General features: G+C 51.8%; 14 protein-coding genes. 11 read left to right on the plus strand and 3 right to left on the minus strand.

Features of this window, described 5'->3' with window-relative positions:
• Window positions 1-185 precede the first annotated feature (185 nt).
• Both M0R47_RS03800 and M0R47_RS03805 read left to right on the plus strand, forming a co-directional pair.
• Window positions 186-1,109: a family 2A encapsulin nanocompartment shell protein gene (locus M0R47_RS03800; RefSeq protein ID WP_292550536.1), complete on the plus strand. Its 924-nt coding sequence runs from the start codon at window positions 186-188 to the stop codon at window positions 1,107-1,109.
• Window positions 1,096-3,060, plus strand: coding sequence for a family 2A encapsulin nanocompartment cargo protein cysteine desulfurase (locus M0R47_RS03805; protein ID WP_292550540.1), 1,965 nt, complete (start codon window positions 1,096-1,098; stop codon window positions 3,058-3,060). Before M0R47_RS03800 ends, M0R47_RS03805 begins: the two co-directional genes overlap by 14 nt.
• Window positions 3,061-3,240: 180 nt before the next feature.
• On the opposite strand, the gene M0R47_RS03810 is transcribed toward M0R47_RS03805, so the two are convergent.
• The gene (locus M0R47_RS03810) at window positions 3,241-4,440 is read right to left on the minus strand and encodes a hypothetical protein (RefSeq protein WP_292550542.1); all 1,200 of its coding nucleotides are present in this window, start codon (window positions 4,438-4,440) and stop codon (window positions 3,241-3,243) included.
• 332 nt (window positions 4,441-4,772) lie between these two features.
• Here M0R47_RS03810 and M0R47_RS03815 point away from each other — a divergent pair, with 332 nt between their 5' ends.
• Window positions 4,773-5,243 carry a hypothetical protein gene (locus M0R47_RS03815; RefSeq protein ID WP_292550544.1) on the plus strand — a complete coding sequence of 157 codons (471 nt, stop codon included), beginning with the start codon at window positions 4,773-4,775 and terminating at the stop codon, window positions 5,241-5,243.
• Here the strand turns inward: M0R47_RS03815 and ald are convergent.
• Complete coding sequence (ald, locus tag M0R47_RS03820; RefSeq protein WP_292550547.1) at window positions 5,180-6,289, minus strand: alanine dehydrogenase; 1,110 nt, start codon at window positions 6,287-6,289, stop codon at window positions 5,180-5,182. The two genes, M0R47_RS03815 and ald, sit on opposite strands and share 64 nt — an antisense overlap.
• A 525-nt stretch (window positions 6,290-6,814) precedes the next feature.
• On the opposite strand from ald, the gene M0R47_RS03825 reads away from it, so the two are divergent.
• The 4 genes from M0R47_RS03825 to M0R47_RS03840 all read left to right on the plus strand — a co-directional run bounded on the left by M0R47_RS03825 (window position 6,815) and on the right by M0R47_RS03840 (window position 11,369).
• Complete coding sequence (locus tag M0R47_RS03825; RefSeq protein WP_292550550.1) at window positions 6,815-8,596, plus strand: assimilatory sulfite reductase (NADPH) flavoprotein subunit; 1,782 nt, start codon at window positions 6,815-6,817, stop codon at window positions 8,594-8,596.
• A gap of 60 nt (window positions 8,597-8,656) precedes the next feature.
• The gene (cysI, locus tag M0R47_RS03830; RefSeq protein WP_292550553.1) at window positions 8,657-10,363 is read left to right on the plus strand and encodes an assimilatory sulfite reductase (NADPH) hemoprotein subunit; all 1,707 of its coding nucleotides are present in this window, start codon (window positions 8,657-8,659) and stop codon (window positions 10,361-10,363) included.
• Window positions 10,364-10,600: 237 nt separating this feature from the next.
• Window positions 10,601-10,915 (plus strand): DUF1778 domain-containing protein, encoded by a 315-nt coding sequence (locus tag M0R47_RS03835; RefSeq protein WP_292550556.1) that lies wholly within the window; start codon window positions 10,601-10,603, stop codon window positions 10,913-10,915.
• Between the two features lies 1 nt (window position 10,916).
• The gene (locus M0R47_RS03840) at window positions 10,917-11,369 is read left to right on the plus strand and encodes a GNAT family N-acetyltransferase (protein WP_292550559.1); all 453 of its coding nucleotides are present in this window, start codon (window positions 10,917-10,919) and stop codon (window positions 11,367-11,369) included.
• 156 nt (window positions 11,370-11,525) lie between these two features.
• Here the strand turns inward: M0R47_RS03840 and M0R47_RS03845 are convergent, their stop codons facing one another.
• Window positions 11,526-12,404 (minus strand): hypothetical protein, encoded by an 879-nt coding sequence (locus tag M0R47_RS03845; protein WP_292550562.1) that lies wholly within the window; start codon window positions 12,402-12,404, stop codon window positions 11,526-11,528.
• A gap of 1,080 nt (window positions 12,405-13,484) precedes the next feature.
• On the opposite strand from M0R47_RS03845, the gene M0R47_RS03850 reads away from it, so the two are divergent.
• The 4 genes from M0R47_RS03850 (at window position 13,485) to M0R47_RS03865 (ending at window position 16,818) form a co-directional block, all read left to right on the plus strand.
• Window positions 13,485-14,294 (plus strand): sulfite exporter TauE/SafE family protein, encoded by an 810-nt coding sequence (locus tag M0R47_RS03850; RefSeq protein WP_292550565.1) that lies wholly within the window; start codon window positions 13,485-13,487, stop codon window positions 14,292-14,294.
• Window positions 14,295-14,348: 54 nt separating this feature from the next.
• Window positions 14,349-14,822 carry a nuclear transport factor 2 family protein gene (locus tag M0R47_RS03855; protein ID WP_292550568.1) on the plus strand — a complete coding sequence of 158 codons (474 nt, stop codon included), beginning with the start codon at window positions 14,349-14,351 and terminating at the stop codon, window positions 14,820-14,822.
• A gap of 102 nt (window positions 14,823-14,924) precedes the next feature.
• Window positions 14,925-15,281: a hypothetical protein gene (locus M0R47_RS03860; protein WP_292550571.1), complete on the plus strand. Its 357-nt coding sequence runs from the start codon at window positions 14,925-14,927 to the stop codon at window positions 15,279-15,281.
• Window positions 15,282-15,459: 178 nt separating this feature from the next.
• On the plus strand, window positions 15,460-16,818 hold the full coding sequence (locus M0R47_RS03865; protein ID WP_292550573.1) for a L,D-transpeptidase family protein: 1,359 nt from the start codon (window positions 15,460-15,462) through the stop codon (window positions 16,816-16,818).
• The last annotated feature ends 41 nt before the right edge of the window (window positions 16,819-16,859 follow it).

Raw genomic sequence — 16,859 nt, forward strand, 5'->3', positions numbered from 1 at the left:
TTTGCAAGCATAGCTTGCACTCCTCCGAGCGGGACAGGCCCAACATTCTGCGTAACGTTACGGGTTAGACCTTCCAGGGTTTTAAAACCTGGAAGGTCTGGATATCTGCTTGGGAACCAGCGCACATCCGTCATTTCGGCAGGTATGCCAACAACTAATTACACCAACCACAACAGGAAAAAGTCATGTCCGATATTCATGAAGGTCAAACCCATACCGCATTAGGTGACGTTGCCGCGCGTACACTGGCAAATGCGACTAAAACCGCCCCAATGCTGTCAACCATCACTCCTAGGTGGTTGGTTCATTTACTGCAATGGAAACCTCTGGAAGCCGGTATCTACCGGGTCAACAAGGTCAAGAACGAAACCGGCCTGCTGGTCGATTGCTCCAGCCTTGACGAAAAAGAATTGCCGCAAACCTTTGTCGATTATGAGGAATGGGGACGCGAATATCGCTTGAATGCGGTCAATACCGTGCTCGACGTGCATACCCGTATTTCCGATTTATACAGCAGCCCGCACAATCAAATCCACGAGCAGCTGCGTTTGACTATCGAAACGATTAAAGAGCGCCAAGAAAGCGAGCTGATCAACAATGCCGAATACGGCTTGCTGAACAATGTAGCTCCAGGTTTTAAAGTACAGCCGCGTACCGGCGCGCCGACGCCTGACGATATGGATGAACTGATTTCCAAGATATGGAAAGAGCCCGGCTTCTTCCTGGCGCATCCATTAGCGATTGCCGCGTTCGGCCGCGAATGTACCCGCCGCGGCGTACCGCCTGCTACCGTCAGCATGTTCGGATCGCAGTTTTTGACCTGGCGCGGTATTCCTATCATTCCATGCGACAAGCTGAAAGTGGTCAACGGCAAAAGCAACATCTTGCTGCTACGCACCGGTGAAAGCCGTCAAGGCGTGGTCGGTCTGTATCAACCTAACCTGACCGGCGAATTAAGCATGGGTCTGTCCGTCCGCTTTATGGGCATCAATCACAAAGCAATTGCCTCTTATTTGATCTCACTGTATTGCTCGCTGGCAGTATTGACTGACGATGCGCTCGGCGTGCTCGAGAATGTCGAAGTGGGCAAGTACCATGAATACAAATAACAGCGATTTTGCTCAAGACGCATCATTGCCCGACATAGCGCAATTGACCAAACTGGCCAATGAGCTGTTTACGGCCTTGCCTTGCGACGGCTCGCGGATCGGCCTTGCCGCTTCGGCAGTGCAGGGCGGTGTTGCTTCAAAGTCCGTTATACCGCAAGGTTTCGGCCTGCCTGATGAAGCGGAACTCCAAAAGCTGCTGACTCCGCGTCAGCCGTCCTTAGCGAGTGTTCCCGATAGCCTGGATACGGGGTCGGTTCTCGGCAATCCGTCTTCACCGGCGGCATCGCCGTTGGCAGGCTTGGACGAGTCCGTGCTGGCGGGTGTTCTGCCGCACGATTTCGGGCTGCCCGATGCCGTGCAATTGCAACAGTTATTGGTTTCGCGAGTGCCGTCAGGAAGCAACGTTCCCGGAACGGCAGATGCCGGTTCAATTCCTGCTGCGCCGTCTTCGGCGGCTACCGGCAGTGTTCCGCTTAGCTCGCAGGGCAATCCCATTTCGACGGCAACTTACGGTTTGGCCGCCTCCATGGCTGATTTTGACGCCTCGTTGATAGAGGGACTTTCGCCTCAAGCCTATGGGCTGCCGGGCGAAGCCGAGTTGCAAAAGCTGTTCGGGGGATCGGCAGCTACGCCGGCAAGCACCGGTTCGGACTCGTCATTTTATTTTCTGGATGAGCTGAAAACCGGAGGTTTTAATGCGCAAGTTCCGGCCCTGGCGTCCGCCCATCCGGCGTTTGATGTGCGGGCGGTGCGCCGCGATTTTCCGATCCTGAAAGAGCGGGTCAACGGCCAGCCGCTGGTCTGGTTCGATAACGCGGCGACTACCCAAAAGCCGCAGGTGGTTATCGATAGAATCTCGTATTTTTACGAACACGAGAATTCCAATATCCACCGGGCGGCGCACGAGTTGGCGGCGCGGTCCACCGACGCTTATGAAAAGGCGCGAGATACCGTTGCCAAGTTCATGAATGCGCCGTCTTCTTCGGAGATTGTATTCGCGCGCGGCACCACCGAGGCGATCAATTTGGTCGCGCAAAGCTGGGGCCGTCAACACATCAAGGCCGGCGATGAGATCGTGATTACCTGGCTGGAGCACCATGCCAATATCGTGCCGTGGAAACAATTGTGCGATGCAACCGGCGCGACATTGCGCGTTGCGCCGGTCGATGACGACGGCCAGATCTTGCTCGGCGAATATCAAAAGCTACTGAATTCGCGCACCAAGCTGGTGGCGTTCACGCAGGTTTCCAATGCGCTGGGCACGGTCACGCCGGCTCGGGAAATGATCGAGATGGCGCATCGGGTCGGCGCACGCGTGTTGCTGGATGGCGCGCAGTCGGTTTCGCATTTGCGCGTGGATGTGCAGGCGCTGGACTGCGACTGGTTCGTGTTCTCCGGGCACAAGATATTCGCCCCGACCGGCATTGGCGTGTTGTACGGCAAGGCTGAGCTGCTGGAGGCCATGCAGCCGTGGCAGGGCGGCGGCAACATGATAGCGGATGTGACGTTTGAACAGATCGCCTATCAGCCGGCCCCCGCCCGCTTTGAAGCCGGCACCGGCAATATCGCCGATGCGGTCGGTCTGGGCGCCGCGCTGGAGTACGTGCTGAAACTCGGCATCGACAATATCGCCCGTTACGAGCATGAGTTGCTGGTGTATGCGATGGATGCGTTAAGAACCGTCTCCGGCCTGCGCCTGATCGGCACGGCTGCAAATAAAACCAGCGTGTTGTCGTTTGTATTGGAAGGGCACAGCAACCAGGATATCGGCGTCGCATTAAACCGCGCCGGTATTGCGGTGCGAACCGGCCACCACTGCGCGCAACCGATCTTGCGCCGTTTTGGCTTGGAAAGCACGGTGCGCCCGTCGCTGGCGTTTTACAATACGCATCAGGAAGTCGACCTTTTGGTTAGCACCGTCAGAAGGATTCAGAGCGGTCAGCATTTTTAGCGACCTGGAAATCACCGGGCGCTTATAGCTGGCTTCAGGTGATTTCCATGAAACAGCATCCCCGCGTTACTCATCACGAAAGGCACGAAGAACAACTTCGTGCCTTTCGTCGTTAAAATAGTCAGCCGATGGGCCGAACTTCCCTGCCAAGCAGGTCGGAACAGCCTGCTTCAATTATGCTTAGGGTTCACTGGGCGGTAATGGCGCTGTGCCGAACAATGGCGACGTGTCACTGGGCGGCAACGGCGTAGTGCCGAATAACATCGATGTTTCGCTGGGTTGCAAAGGCGCATTGCCGACGGGTAGCGATGGCGGGTCCAGACGCAGCACAGAGCCGTCTTGGGGCATGGTTACGTAGAGAAACTGGTTATTCGGATCGATGGCGATATCGGCGGGTTCTGTATTAGTAAGCCCCAGGCTCGAAAGATCCAGTATGCAATGCGCGCTATCCAGTGTTGAAGGAAAATGCAATAAAGCAGGCCCGGCGCCACAGCCAAAACCATTGGCAATGGTTGTCGCGAAAAAGCCGTTGTCGGTATTGGATGCCGTCATGCCGGTTGCAAAGACTGGCCTGCTTTCAAACGCTGGAATAAAGTTCGGGGTTGAGGCATCGGCGGTGGCAGGGAACTCTGCGCCAAAGATCGACAGAAATAACTGCGTTGCTTTAACATCGTTATTGGGATCAAGCTCTGTAGGCAGCGGGGCCAGTACCGTACCTCCACTATTGATGGCGAGTCCGGAAGGAAAAGTATCAAGCGGCGGCGGCAAAACTACCGCTGACGGTAGGCTGGTCACTACAATCTGCGGGTTTTGCAGCGTTCCGTTGTTAAAGCTCAGGCGCAGTACAAACGGCATTCCGCCGCTGGCATTCGTCAATCCGGTCACCAGCACATCCAGTTGATCGGACCCAGATTGCGATGTGGCGATATCGCCAAAGACCGGATTAACCATGACCAGCGTATCCGGCATGCCTGTAAGTATGTTAAATGCTTGGCTTTGGAGAATATTGCCCATTATCCAGGCTCTCAAGTCGATGACGGGCTGTGCCAGCAGGGTATCCGGATCGACAGAATACAAGACTCCATTCATTTCCTGAGCCCAGATAATGTTACTGGCCGAGTCCAGCGCGAGCCGAAAATTTCCGGTTAATTGATTGTTTTGGGTCATCAAATTGCCATTGGCATCGAATTTAAGCAGCCCGCCGCCCCCAAACTCCGGAAGGGGCTGGGATTGCACGAAAACGCTTCCTGTATTGTCAACGACTATCCCGGTAGGATTGTTGACTTGGGCAAAAATAATGGGTTCGGAATAAGCGCGCCCAATAATGGCGAAATTGAGCGCTAGAATAAAAAATGCAGCAATTAAACGTTTGAGTTTCATGTCATTACTCCTCATTTTGTTGCGGGATGACCGAATTTTATTTTCGTGACTGCCGCTCGTCAGCCTGCATAGGATTAAGTCGTTACACAACGTCACTTCAGCATTGAGCGGGCTTAGGAAATATTCTCGGCGCCCGGTAAGCGTTATGCGAACCTTGGGTGCAGATTTTCCGGTTCCTCCTTCGCATGGGTGAACATCGTCAGCAGAAGAGGCTTAAAAACTGCTTCTTTTCTAAATTAGAGATAGAGCAATGCGATAGTTAATTCTGTACGCTTATGCACACATGCAAAACTAACAGGTTGAATCTGTAGTTTATCGTTTTATTAGACATAGTGCGTGTCATCAAAAACCAGCCCCAGGCGCATCTTGCCGGTGCACGTCTTTGCAAAACAGTTCATATGTCGCAGCTCGCTATGGCATATGAACTGGTATTTCTAAAATCCAGTTCGCCCTCTTTTATCTCATTGTTTTTAAGTGACTATTTAGTAGCGTGGTATTTGCCTCTAATAACTCGCTCGGAGAATGGCTGCACTTCTATGCGACCTAATCTCCAGTGGGCTTTTCCTAAACGACAACCAATTGAAATAAAAATAATGTTAAAAAAACTTGGCCTATCTGTGCTGCTGTTGATTGCACAAAATGGAGCTGAAGCAGCGGTGCGGGATTTCACGCTGCATATCGACAACGGCAATCTGACAATCACCGATATCAGCGGCACAACGCTGCTTATTCTCAAGATTTACCTTAATGCCTGCAGCGGATCGGTGTGCTTCATACCGAACGCTTCCGCGACGGCGGGATAGGTCACGGCCCCGCGATAGGTGTTGAGCCCGTATTGCAGCGCCTTGTCTTTACGCACGGCGTCCAGGCCTTCGTTGGCGAGTTGCAGGGCGTACTTGGCCGTTTGGTTGTTCAGCGCGAAGGTGCTGGTGCGCGGCACGGCCCCCGGCATGTTGGCAACGCAATAATGCACTACGTCGTCGACGACATAAGTCGGATGGCTGTGAGTCGTCGGGCGCGTGGTTTCCACGCAGCCGCCTTGGTCGACGGCCACGTCCACGATTACCGAGCCTTTGCGCATGGTCGGCAGCATGTCGCGGGTAATCAGCCAGGGCGCTCGCCCGCCGTGGATCAAAATCGCGCCGATGACCAGATCGGCGGTTTCGATGGCTTCTTCGATGGTCGATTCGTTGCTGATGCGGGTTTGCAGTTGGCCGCGGTAAATGTCGTCCAGATATTTCAAGCGGGCATGGCTGATATCCAGTACCGTGACTTGCGCGCCCAGGCCGACCGCTACCCGAGCGGCGTTGGTGCCAACGATGCCGCCGCCCAGAATGATGACATTGGCGGGTGCGACGCCCGGCACGCCGCCGATCAGTACGCCGCGTCCGCCATGCGATTTTTGCAGATAAGTGGCGCCGGCCTGGGTCGCCATGCGCCCCGCCACTTCGCTCATCGGTATCAACAAAGGCAAACTGCCGTCTTCGGTCTGCACGGTCTCGTACGCGATGCCGGTGGTGCCGCTGGTTAGCAGGGCTTCGGTCAGCGGCTTATCGGAAGCCAGATGCAGGTAGGTGAACAGCAACAGGTCCTGGCGCAGATAGGGATATTCCGAGGCAATCGGTTCCTTGACTTTGACCACCATGTTCGCCGCCCAGGCATCTTCCGCGTTGGGAACGATTTGCGCTCCGGCCAAGCGGTATTCTTCGTCCGAAAGCGAGCTGCCTTCCCCGGCGCCGCTTTGTACCAGCACCTGATGGCCCCGGCGCGTTAACGCCCTGACTGAGCCTGGCGTCAGGCCGACTCGATTCTCGTTGTCCTTAATTTCTTTAGGTAGGCCGATTAGCATGGTTTGACTCCTGGCTAGTGGAACGGAAACGCGTTAATAAAAAATCTTGTCGTTTAAATTTATATACCCTTTAGAAGAGCGTAGCATAATTTAGCGCGGTTTTTTAAGTACAGCGTAATGTCGATTGTCCCGGTTAGTCCGGTCGGGTACGAGGCTGTGAAAATATTCGTTTTTAGAAAAAATTAAAGAATTCACCACGAAGCCAAAAGTAGGCGCCTCTAGGCGGCACGAAGAACACGAAGTTTTCAATGCACTGAATTAAAACGATTGTTTTTCTTCGTGTTCTTCGTGCCTTCGTGGTGAAAAATGTTTTTAGCCTAATTTGGATAATACTTTCACAGTCTCGTACCCTACGGCGCTTGATTAGCAAAAATTGCTGAGGCCCAGATGGTTAAATCAGCTTGCCGGCTGTTTTGCCGAAATCTAGGTAATGGCCGGTATTGCCGGTCCGGACGGCTTGGCGTAGCCTGAGAAGTAAAGCCGCCGATATCGCGTTATCTCTCATCCCAAGAACCGGGGATTTATATGCAGATATTATTACCTGAACGCAGCCAGACGCCGTTAAACGACGATCAATATTATCTGCTTCAACAATTTTTTTCGACTTTATCGCCGGAGCAGGCCGCCTGGGTTGGGGGGTACGTGACCGGGCGGGTTGCAAAGGATTTGCCAGCCCTCCCAAGCGCCGCCGATATTGCCGATATTACCATTCTGGTCGGTTCACAAACCGGCAACGGTGAGACGCTGGCCGAACAACTGCACAGCCTGGCCGCCGGGCGCGGCTTAAAAACAACGGTCAAAAAAATGGGCGATTACAAACTGCCGCAATTGAAGGCCGAGAAAAATCTGCTGGTCATCGTCAGCACTTACGGCGAAGGCGAGCCGCCTGACAATGCCAGGGAATTGGTCGAGTATTTATTCAGCAAGCGCGCTCCGTCGCTCAAGAAAATGCATTTTGCCGTGCTGGGTCTGGGCGATTCCGGTTACGAGTTCTTCTGCAAAACCGGCATTGATTTCGACCGGCGTTTGGAGGAACTGGGGGCAACGCGCATTCATCCCAGGGTTGATTGCGATGTGGACTACGAGTCCAGCGCCGAAGCGTGGATGGATGCGGTGTTGAATGTACTGTCCCTGCGCCTGGAAGCCAACTCTCAAACCGCAGAGTCCGCGCCGCCGTCTGTTGCAAGCTCCTCTGTCTATTCGCGTAAGCATCCGTTTCCTGCGCTGTTGCTGGAAAACATCGTGCTGAACGGGCGGGGTTCGCTGAAGGAAACCCACCATCTTGAATTTTCTCTGGAAGGTTCCGGCCTGAGTTACGAGCCGGGCGATGTGCTCGGCGTTTATCCGACCAATGCGCCCGACGTGATCGATGCCCTGTTACAGACGCTGCATTTTGCCGGTACGGAATGGGTTACGCTGGATGACGGTAAGGAAGGCTTCCTTTACGACGCGCTGTTCCGGCATTATGAAATTACCGCCATTACCCGGCCGGTCATGCAAAAATACGCCTTATTAGCCAATAACCAGAAGCTGGATCAGTTGCTGCACGACAAACAAAAACTGAACGACTATCTGTATGGCCGTGAAATGATTGACCTGGTAACCGACTTCCCATCCGGGGAGCTATCGCCGCAGGCGTTTGTCGGCTGCCTGCGCAAACTGCCACCCCGCGCATATTCGATTGCCTCCAGCCTGAAACAGCATCCCGACGAAGTGCATATCACCGTGGCTGCGGTACGTTACCAGTCGCATGGCCGGGATCGCAAAGGGGTTGGTTCGACGTATCTGGCCGAGCGCATTGATGGGGATACGATTATCCCTGTTTATATCGACCGCAATAATAATTTTAAGCTTCCGGCCGACCCCGACACGCCGATTATCATGATCGGTCCCGGCACCGGCATCGCGCCGTTCCGTGCCTTTGTCGAAGAGCGTGAAGCGATCGGCGCGCCGGGCAAAAACTGGCTGTTTTTCGGCGACCAGCATTTCGAGACCGATTTCCTGTATCAGGCCGAATGGCTGCGCTATCTTAAAAGCGGGCTACTGACCCGCATGGATGTCGCCTTCTCGCGCGATCAGGAACAAAAAATCTATGTTCATCATTTGATGGCCGAACACGGCAAGGAACTGTACGCGTGGTTGCAGGAGGGAGCTCATCTTTATGTCTGCGGCGACGGAAAATGCATGGCGCATGATGTGCATCAGGAATTGCTGAACATTGTTGCTGCCGAAAGCGGTACGGGCAATGCGGAAGACTATATAGCGGACCTGCAAAGGACCAAACGCTATCAACGGGATGTGTATTGAAAGAGGTTCACTGATTTAGACCTTCCAGGTTTTACTTATGTGTTAAATGAGGTTGAAACGATGACCGATATCACTCCGGAACAATTGGCAAAACAGTCTGAAGTCGAGCGGATCAAGGATGCCAGTAATTACCTTCGCGGCACGCTGGTCAAGAGCCTGCAAGACCCATTGACCGGCGCACTAAGCGAAGACGACACCCAGCTATGCAAATATCATGGCATTTACCAACAGGATGACCGCGATTTGCGCGACGAGCGCCGCAGGCAGAAACTGGAGCCTCGCTACCAGTTTATGGTGCGCATCCGCTTGCCCGGCGGGGTGTGCACCCCGACGCAATGGCTGGAAGTGGACCGCATCGCCAACACCTGGTGCAATAACACCATCCGGCTGACTTCCAGGCAGACTTTCCAGCTGCACGGCATCGTCAAGCGCAACCTGAAAAAGACCATTGCGGAAATTAACGCCGCGCTGCTCGATACCATTGCCGCCTGCGGCGACGTGAACCGCAACGTCATGTGCAATCCCAATCCGCAGCAATCGCGGCTGCACGAGGAAGTCTACGAGTATGCCCGCCGCATCAGCGAGCATTTGTTACCCCGAACGACGGCTTATCATGAAATCTGGCTGGATGAAGAACTGCTGTCTTCAAGCCGGCAGGACGAAGAGCCGATCTACGGCAAGCACTACCTGCCGCGCAAATTCAAGATAGCGGTCGCCATTCCGCCAAGCAACGATGTCGATCTGTTTGCCAACGATTTGGGTTTTATCGCAATCGCCGAGGATAACCATCTGCTCGGGTTTAACGTCACCGTCGGCGGCGGCTTGAGCATGACCCACGGCGAGACGTCTACTTACCCGCGCCTGGCCGACGTGATCGGCTATTGCCCGAAGAGCAAGACGCTGCAAGTCGCCGAGGAAATCGTCACGATTCAGCACGATTTCGGCGATAGGACGCAGCGCAAACACGCCCGCTTTAAATATACCATCGAGGACCGGGGCATCGACTGGCTAATGTTTGAACTGAACCGGCGGCTGGGATGGAGCCTGGAGCCGCCCCGGCCTTATATATTCGAACATTCCGGCGACCGTTACGGCTGGGTCGAAGGCGCTAACGATACCTGGCATTACACCCTGTTTATCCAGAACGGCCGCATACTCGACACCGAGATTGACCCGATGATGACCGGGTTGCGTGAAATCGCCAAGGTGCATGACGGCGATTTCAGGCTCACCGCCAACCAGAATTTGATGATCGGGCAGGTCAGCAGTAAACGCAAACCGGTCATTAATGCGCTGCTGGAAAAATACCGGTTGGCTAAAGGTCATCAGACCGCTCTGCGCCTGAACTCGATGGCCTGCGTGGCGTTTCCGACCTGCGGTTTGGCCATGGCGGAAAGCGAGCGCTACTTCCCGTCGCTGCTCGACAAACTGGATAAGATCGTCAAACAGGCCGGGCTTGGAAACGATCCGATCCTGATTCGCATGACCGGTTGCCCGAACGGCTGCGCGCGCTCGGTGCTCGGGGAAATCGGTTTTATCGGCAAAGCGCCGGGCAAGTACAACCTGTATCTGGGCGCAGGCTTTTACGGCCAGCGCCTGAACAAACTGTACCGCGAGAATATCAACGAGGAACAGATTCTTGCCGAATTAACGCCGATTCTGCAACGCTATGCCCGCGAACGGGAGCCGGGGCAGCGCTTCGGCGATTTTGTCATCAAAGCTGGTTATGTCAGGGAAGTTTTGGCGGGCAGGGATTTTCACTTGTAAGCATTCATCCTGAAATTTTTAAAGTTATAGATGAACTCATAGAAAATTTGGTGTCATTATGGCACCATAAAGGTATAATAAATTTTTATAAAGCAAGTAGGGGAATGCTAAAGAAGAGTAATAAATGATCACCTCAGCCACTAAACATAGAGACGACATCGGGTCGAATCTTGAAAAAGACAAGGCACAGCTACTTAAAACAGATGTCGTGATGAAATAATACTTAAGGTATTAAAAATGCAGCAAAAAACAATCGAACGAGGCCGTATTACGGCAAGGGTTTCTTTGTCAATACAAGAGAAATTGCAAGAGGCAGCAGATTTAACTGGCGCAACACTGAACCAGTTTGTGGTTCAGACCGCGCTGGAAAGGGCCGAGCAGCTGATTGAACGTGAGACGACAATCAGCTTGACCCGCAAAGATGCTGCAATGTTATTTACAATGCTTGAGAAGCCATCATCTCCGAATAATGTTTTGGCAAAGGCTTCTGAGCGCTATAAAAATGAGGTAGAAAGTGGGTTTCTCAATACGGACTCTGGATCGATCACATGATTTGAGAAATTTTAGTTGCGGCACTAAAGAGCTGGATGCCTGGCTGAAAAATACTGCGCGGCAGCATCAGGAAAAAAATATATCCCGTACATTTGTACTGATGGAAGACCAATCTCCTACAGTAGTTATCGGTTATTACTCACTTGCTATCCGCGGTTTGACACTTAAGGAAGCATTGCCGCAAAACATGAAAAAAGCCCTTCCTTTAAATGTGCCGGCAATGACGCTTGCCCGTTTAGCCGTATCGCTCGAAGAGCAGAAAAAAGGTCATGGCGAACGTTTATTGCTTGATGCCATGACGCGAGTTAAAACCGTTTCTAGCCTAGTTGGCGGTAGTTTCTTATTTGTCGACGCAAAGACTATAAAATTGTCGGATTTCTACATCCGTTACGGATTCACCGCTCTTCCTAGCGATCCGCTGATCCTGTGCTTGCGTATCGCTGATATTCCTTAAGCTAAACGATTGAGAAAATGGAGATTTACGCTAGCTTATAAGCTCGTTAAGCTATGCTTGCGAATCGGCTATCCCGCCGATTTGTTCTGGAGAAAATTCCGGTACTCGGTGCGGCAAGCGGGAGAAATATGTCCTGTGCGCAACATCAGTTAAGGGTTAGCCACTGACACTGACTTCGATGCCGGATAATTGCGTCCTAAGTACCGGTGCTGAATATCGCTCATAATAACTGCCCTGCACCAGGTCGAAACCGGCGTTGCGAGCCAACTGATCGGACTTTTTCTGATCGATTTGCTGGAGGATGCTCTGGCCGCCTGCTAATGTTACCCGCTCCCTTAAGCCGCTTAATTTTTCAAAAATGTTACTGTCGCGCACCTGTTCAAGTTGCCTGGCCGATAAACTGACATAATTCGGGGATAACTTGGTAATCAGATCAAATGATTGACTTTCCTGGGCGACATAATCGAACTTGAGCGCGATTTGATAACCTCGGTGCCGATAATTGTCCAATCCGGTAACCAACTCTTGAAAATGCCGGGCGTATTGGCTGTTTACCGCCATAATGATGACAACATTTTTGGTTTCCAGTCCGCACTGGGCAATGACTTCCTCGAAATAGGCGCCATGATCCTGTTTAACACCCAATATATGGCGCGGATCAACTTCCACGAATAACGAACCCTGCAAATGAGTAATCGGCAGATAATTAAGCATATGCACGGTACGGGATAAGCGGTCGAAATTGATGATGGATTCAAAATCGTTAGCCTGATGAGCATGGTTACTTAACAGGTTTTCAATTTCATCTGAATACAGGTATTGAACCTCATGAGTGGAGACCTTGAGTTTCGCGGCATGACCGATGATTTCGGCGGGCCTCGGTGCCAGACGTATTGGCGAAAAAACACTGCCTATTTTGATTTGACCGAATAGCGCGCTGATTGTTTCTTCTTCCAAAATAAAAGGTCGAAAGCTTGAGCGGTGTTCTTGCCTGAAGCGGTCATTAAAATATTCAACTAAATTTTGTAACGGCATAAACTTATTCCTCATGTTTGATAAAGGTTGAGCCACCGGCGGGTTTTTCGCTTCCGGCTGCAATGGGTTCAATTGATAAAAATCTGTACCTTTCGGTTTAAAAAAAGGCGGGCCGAAGCCCGCACCAACAACAATCCTTGTATAGAGGAGGTACACATAAAAAATGATGGTAAACATGCCGTACTGTTTTTCCGGCAGTTCTTTGGGGTTGGGTATAGCTTAGGGGGATTGTTTATTTTAATAAAACGATATTATTCGATAGTTGTATCTAATAAATTGATAACTAAACATCCCCGCAACAGAGTCGTTTAAGTCCTTGTGAGGCTTCATGCGTTCGATCAATAGGGTCTATGTGATATGCCCTGATTTCTTATGTGAAATACCCGATCATGCACTTCATAGCTTACTTAAGCTCAGCAGCTGCGCCGTTTCCATCGCGCAAACCAGGATATTAAGCAATTATCATGCCATTCATAGAGACAAATTGTCGCGCGGCAATTGGTCACATTTTCAAGGTTGTGTTTAGTTATTAAAATGCATGCAACTCTTGAATGCGCTCCCTCTCCTAAAGGGGATTAGAGTTATTTATCCTCCTCTATGCGGTCAGTCTGCTGACCGCATCCTTTTTATTCCGTAAAACTATGTAACGGAACTCTGCCAAGTTCTGCACTATTTATGAGCAAGACCTGACCGGACAGCTCACTTTTATAAAACTATTTACAGCCGCATGACTATCGCCGATTTTTATCCTTAACGTTCAGGATACTGAACCAATCTGTTAACGCATGATGACAGGTATATCCATGAATGGCTTCGATAGGGAAACCCGCTGCATAGTTCGGTGGCGGAAAATCCCGCCGACGACCAGGCTTAAAGCGTCATTGGCGACAGCCGGTTTGAGGGAGTGGGAAGCGTTTTAAACGCTTGGGAATAAACTTAATAATAGACAGCCTGGAGTTCAGTGATTTGATCTGGGTTTTATTGTCAAATAAACACAGCATGGCAACTCTTAAAAAATAGCGCTACTCGCCTGTTATAATGCACAGCTTTTTAGACGCATTAAAACAAGGGCTAATTTTTATGAATTGGGCATATGCTTTTTCCGGTCTTTCTGTAGGACTGTTGGTGGGTTTGACCGGCGTGGGTGGCGGATCGCTGATGACGCCATTGCTGGTTTTTCTGTTCGGGTTCAAGCCGGCCGTTGCGGTGGGTACGGACCTTCTGTTTGCGGCCATCACCAAGACCGGCGGCGTGTGGGTGCATCACAACAAACACAGTTCGGTTGACTGGAAAATCGTCGGCTGGCTGGGGCTGGGCAGCATACCTTTTGCATTGGCTACTTTGTATGTACTCAGGCATTTGATGGCAGTCGGCAAGGAAACCACCGGAGCGATTACGTTTACGCTGGGTGTTGCGCTGCTGCTGACCGCTTTCTCGTTGATAGTGCGCAGTGTGTTGTTAAGTCGGGCGGCAAAGCTTAAGCCTATCGATGATGAGCACAGCACCCCCGAGAATGCAGGGCGCTTCAAGCATCTGCAAATACCGGCCACCGTATTGATCGGCGCGGTGCTGGGCGTCCTGGTGACGCTGTCGTCCGTGGGTGCCGGTGCGTTGGGTACTGTCGCGCTGTTGTTTCTTTATCCGAGAATGACGACATTGAAAATCGTCGGCACGGATCTGGCGCATGCCATTCCGCTGACGGCGGTCGCGGGACTGGGCCATCTCAGTCTGGGCAATGTGGACCTGGTTTTGTTGGGAAGCTTGCTGATCGGTTCTATACCCGGCATCTGGATTGGCAGCCACCTGAGCGCAAAGATTCCTGAAAGATTTTTGCGGCCGATCCTGGCTTGCATCCTGATGTTGATCGGCTTTAAGTTTGTATTGCAATAAAAACCTGTAGAAACTACATTTCATGTTCCCTCAAAAAATAATAAGGATCAGAACATGACTGAAAATATCCGTCCACCGCTGCCGCCATTCACTGCCGAAACGGCGGCGCAAAAAGTACGCGCCGCCGAAAACGCATGGAATACCCATGACCCGGAAAAAATTGCGCTGGCTTACACCATCGATAGCCAATGGCGTAACCGGGCGCAATTTCTTACCGGCCGCGACCAGATTGTGCAGTTCCTTCAGCAAAAATGGGCTAAAGAATTGGACTACCGCCTTATAAAAGAGCTATGGGCTTTTCATGAGGCGCGCATTGCGGTGCGTTTTGCCTATGAGTGGCATGATGACTCGGGCAACTGGTTCCGTTCGTACGGCAATGAAAATTGGGAGTTTGACCAAAGCGGCCTGATGCAACGCCGCCTGGCCAGTATCAACGACTTGCCGATTAACGAGGCGGAGCGTAAATTTCATTGGCCGCTGGGGCCGAGGCCCGACAATCATCCAGGTCTGTCCGATCTTGGGCTTTGAGGTTATTTAAAGCATAAAATGAGCTGGGTGCCGGTTGCTTTGTCTGTAATAAAGCGTATTTTTGCAGTTAACGTCATAGAAAAAATTAATAGGCAGGTGGTTATGAATGAAAGCTCGACTGATCAAACTGACATTGAAAGACTGCACTCATTAAAGCGGCTGACAACGGCCGTGTATCTTTGCCAGGTATTGGCCTTCGCCTTTGCCGGGTTGCCGTTGCTGGTGGGAGTGGCGATTAACTTCATGAAGCGAGATAAAGTCAAGGGAACCTTCCTGGAGTCCCATTTTGACTGGCAGATCAAAACCGCTTGGATAGCTCTGGCCGGTTTTGCCTTGTCCGGACTGACTTTTGAGCTGGGTATCGGGATTTTTATCCTGATTGCCACTGTAGTGTTGATGGTATACAGGGTTGTAATCGGGTGGAATGCCCTGGCTTCCGACCGACCGGTTAAGGAGTAATTAGGCGCACGATAAACACGCCGATGGCCAGCCGTCGGCGTTGGCTAATCGGCGATTCGGCATCCGTAGGCGCAATGCTGTTAACCCGATTTTAATCAACTCTTAATGTTCTCTGCGGTATATTTTAATCTTCGCTTCGATATACTTAGGGTTTGTAACCCTATCCGCGCTTACCTCTATGACCAGCCTAGAAACCTCCAGAATTGCCCCGTCCAAAATTAAAAAGTCAGCCCTGTCACTCGGTTTGGCGTTTGGGATAATGCTGCTTAGCGGCTGTCAGACCCTGACGTCATTTTTTCCCGAGGATGAAAAAACGGTAACCATCGAGCTTCCCGAGCCTCAGCCGGAAGCCGTCGTTACCCACGAATTCGAACTGCCTGACGGTGAAAACATGGTCGGCTCCCTTGCCGCCATTGAAACCCGCGAAAATGATGTCCTGCCGGATATTGCCCGGCATTTCGGCCTTGGCTATAACGATATCAGCGTAGCCAATTCCTCCGTCTCTCCTTGGACGCCCAAGCCGGGCAGCCGCGTTTTATTGCCGGTGCAATTTATACTTCCCGATTCGCCTCATAAAGGCATCGCCCTGAACCTGGCAAACATGCGGCTGTTTTATTATCCCAAGAAACAGCCGAATAAAGTCTACACCTATCCGGTCGGCATTGGCCGTCAGGGCTGGAACACGCCGATGGGGCAGACCAGCATTGTCGCCAAAGACGCTAACCCAAGTTGGACTGTTCCGGAATCCATTCATCGCGAACATGCCGAAAAAGGCGATACCTTGCCCAAGGTAGTTCGCTCAGGGCCTGATAACCCGCTGGGACTTTATGCGATGCGTCTGGGTTTTCCCGGCTATTTAATCCACGGCACCAACAAACCTTACGGTATCGGCATGCAGATCAGCCATGGCTGCGTGCAGCTTTATCCCGAAGATATTGAAGTGTTGTTCAAAAAAGCAACGGTCGGTATGCCGGTGCGCATTATTCATCAGCCCTACCTGACCGCGTGGCATCAGGACATGTTGTATCTTGAAGCGCACGAACCCTTGCCGAAATGGGAAAAGCAGAAAGCCAGCCTGAAAAAACAGGTAGTCAAGAAATTGCATGAAGTCAGCGCCAAAAAAGGCGTAGCGGTCGATTGGGAAAAAGTCGAGCGCATACTCCAGCGTTCGGACGGCATTCCCACGCCGATACTGATGCAAAGTCCTGACGTCGAGGAAATGTCGGCAAGCGCTGTGCAACTGAGACATCCGGAGCAGTTCTATGACCAGCCTGTGGTTGAGGAGCTAAAGGATAGCGACTGGTCCATTTTAGTAGCCAGTTTTAATGATGAAACCAAGGCGCAACAGTTGGCAACCATGCTTAATCATCAGGGGCCGATCATACCGGCTCGTAAAGTCCCAAAAGATGATGAATATCAGGTTATCGCCGGGCCTTTCAAGAATAAAAAAGAAATGAACGCGGCCGTAAAACGTATCAAAATGGATTTTGAAATCAATAGCGAGCCGTTAAAGCCCCGCATAACTTCAATGAATTAGGCGACCGGTCCTTTAAGCCAAGCGGGGCAGCATTGCTCGCT

The sequence above is a fragment of the Methylobacter sp. genome (assembly GCF_023227905.1).
Lineage (GTDB): Bacteria > Pseudomonadota > Gammaproteobacteria > Methylococcales > Methylomonadaceae > Methylobacter_A.